Raw genomic sequence first — 1373 nt, forward strand, 5'->3', positions numbered from 1 at the left:
CAGCAGAAGCCATCGCACATGTACTAGCAAGTACAATATTTTTTATCGTTTTCATAAGTTCTCCTCGATTACACCCATTATTGATTTTCTTGAGGTTCGGTCTGTTTTCCACTAGCCCGCACATAATCCATTAAGCCTTAGTTTTTTATGCCTTAAGTCTTTGATTAATCTACTTACTGTAAGCAGATTGAATCTCCTTTTGTCGTTGCAATTCATTTCTTCGCATAATCCACCAAGCAATAAATGCTGCGACGGATACCGCAAGCACTAGCAACGTTGCTAGCGCATTGATCTTAGGGCTCACTCCAAGTCTGACGCTTGAGAATACAACCATTGGTAATGTAGTAGAACCTGGGCCGGATACAAAACTCGCAATGACCAAATCATCAAGTGATAATGTAAAAGCGAGTAACCAACCTGCCAACAAAGCCGGAGCGACTATTGGCAAAGTGATATATATGAACACCTGTAACTTGTTCGCGCCAAGATCCATTGCAGCTTCCTCAAGACGTTGGTCCAGCTCTCTTAGCCGAGCGGATACAACAACAGCCACATAAGCCATGTTAAACGTTGTGTGTGCAATCCAAATCGTCATCGCTCCCCGTTCGGAAGGCCAGCCAATCATCTGGGACAATGTCACAAACAACAATAACAACGACAAGCCGGTGATCACCTCGGGCATAACCAAGGGAGCGGTAATCATACCGGTAAATAAGGTCTTTCCCTTGAATGCGCCTGATCGAACCAGCGCTATTGCGGCCAACGTGCCTAGTGCCACAGCCGCGCTAGCGCTCAGAAAAGCAATTTTTAAACTCATCCAGACAGCATTCATCATTTGCTCGTCTTCAAACAGTTCGCCATACCACTTGGTAGAGAATCCAGCCCAAACCGTGACCAAGCGCGACTCATTAAACGAGTAGACAATCAAAATAAAGATAGGCAAATAGAGGAATAGAAATCCGCCAAAAAGGATTGCCCAGGAAAGCGTATTTGTTTTATTCGTGCTCACTGGCTTTCTCCTCAAAATCTTTTGCCTGATACCGCTGGAAGATCGTTATGGGAATAATCAGTAATACGAGCATAATTACCGCTACGGCCGCAGCTCCCGGCCAATTGCGGGCATTGAAGAACTCGCTCCACAATAACTTACCAATCATGAGCGTATCGGGACCACCTAACAACTCAGGTATAACAAACTCCCCTACGGACGGAATAAATACCAACATCGAGCCTGCAATAATTCCCGAAATCGAAAGGGGCAACGTTATTTTGAAAAAAGAACCTACTGGAGTAGCACCGAGATCGGCCGCTGCTTCAAGTAAACGCCCATCATGCTTAACTAAGTTGGTGTATATGGGCAGTACCATAAATGG

General features: G+C 45.1%; 2 protein-coding genes. Both read right to left on the bottom strand.

All coding sequences use genetic code 11. The features are described 5' to 3' along the window. Positions 1 to 169: 169 nt before the first annotated feature. A complete protein-coding gene (locus A3750_RS17490; RefSeq protein ID WP_068457926.1) occupies positions 170 to 1009 on the bottom strand; it encodes an ABC transporter permease subunit in 840 nt (279 codons plus the stop codon). Continuing rightward, the coding region (locus tag A3750_RS17495; protein ID WP_156498690.1) for an ABC transporter permease subunit at positions 996 to 1373 on the bottom strand (378 nt) is incomplete at its 5' end. The genes A3750_RS17490 and A3750_RS17495, both read right to left, overlap by 14 nt.

The sequence above is a fragment of the Oleiphilus sp. HI0079 genome, from assembly GCF_001635105.1.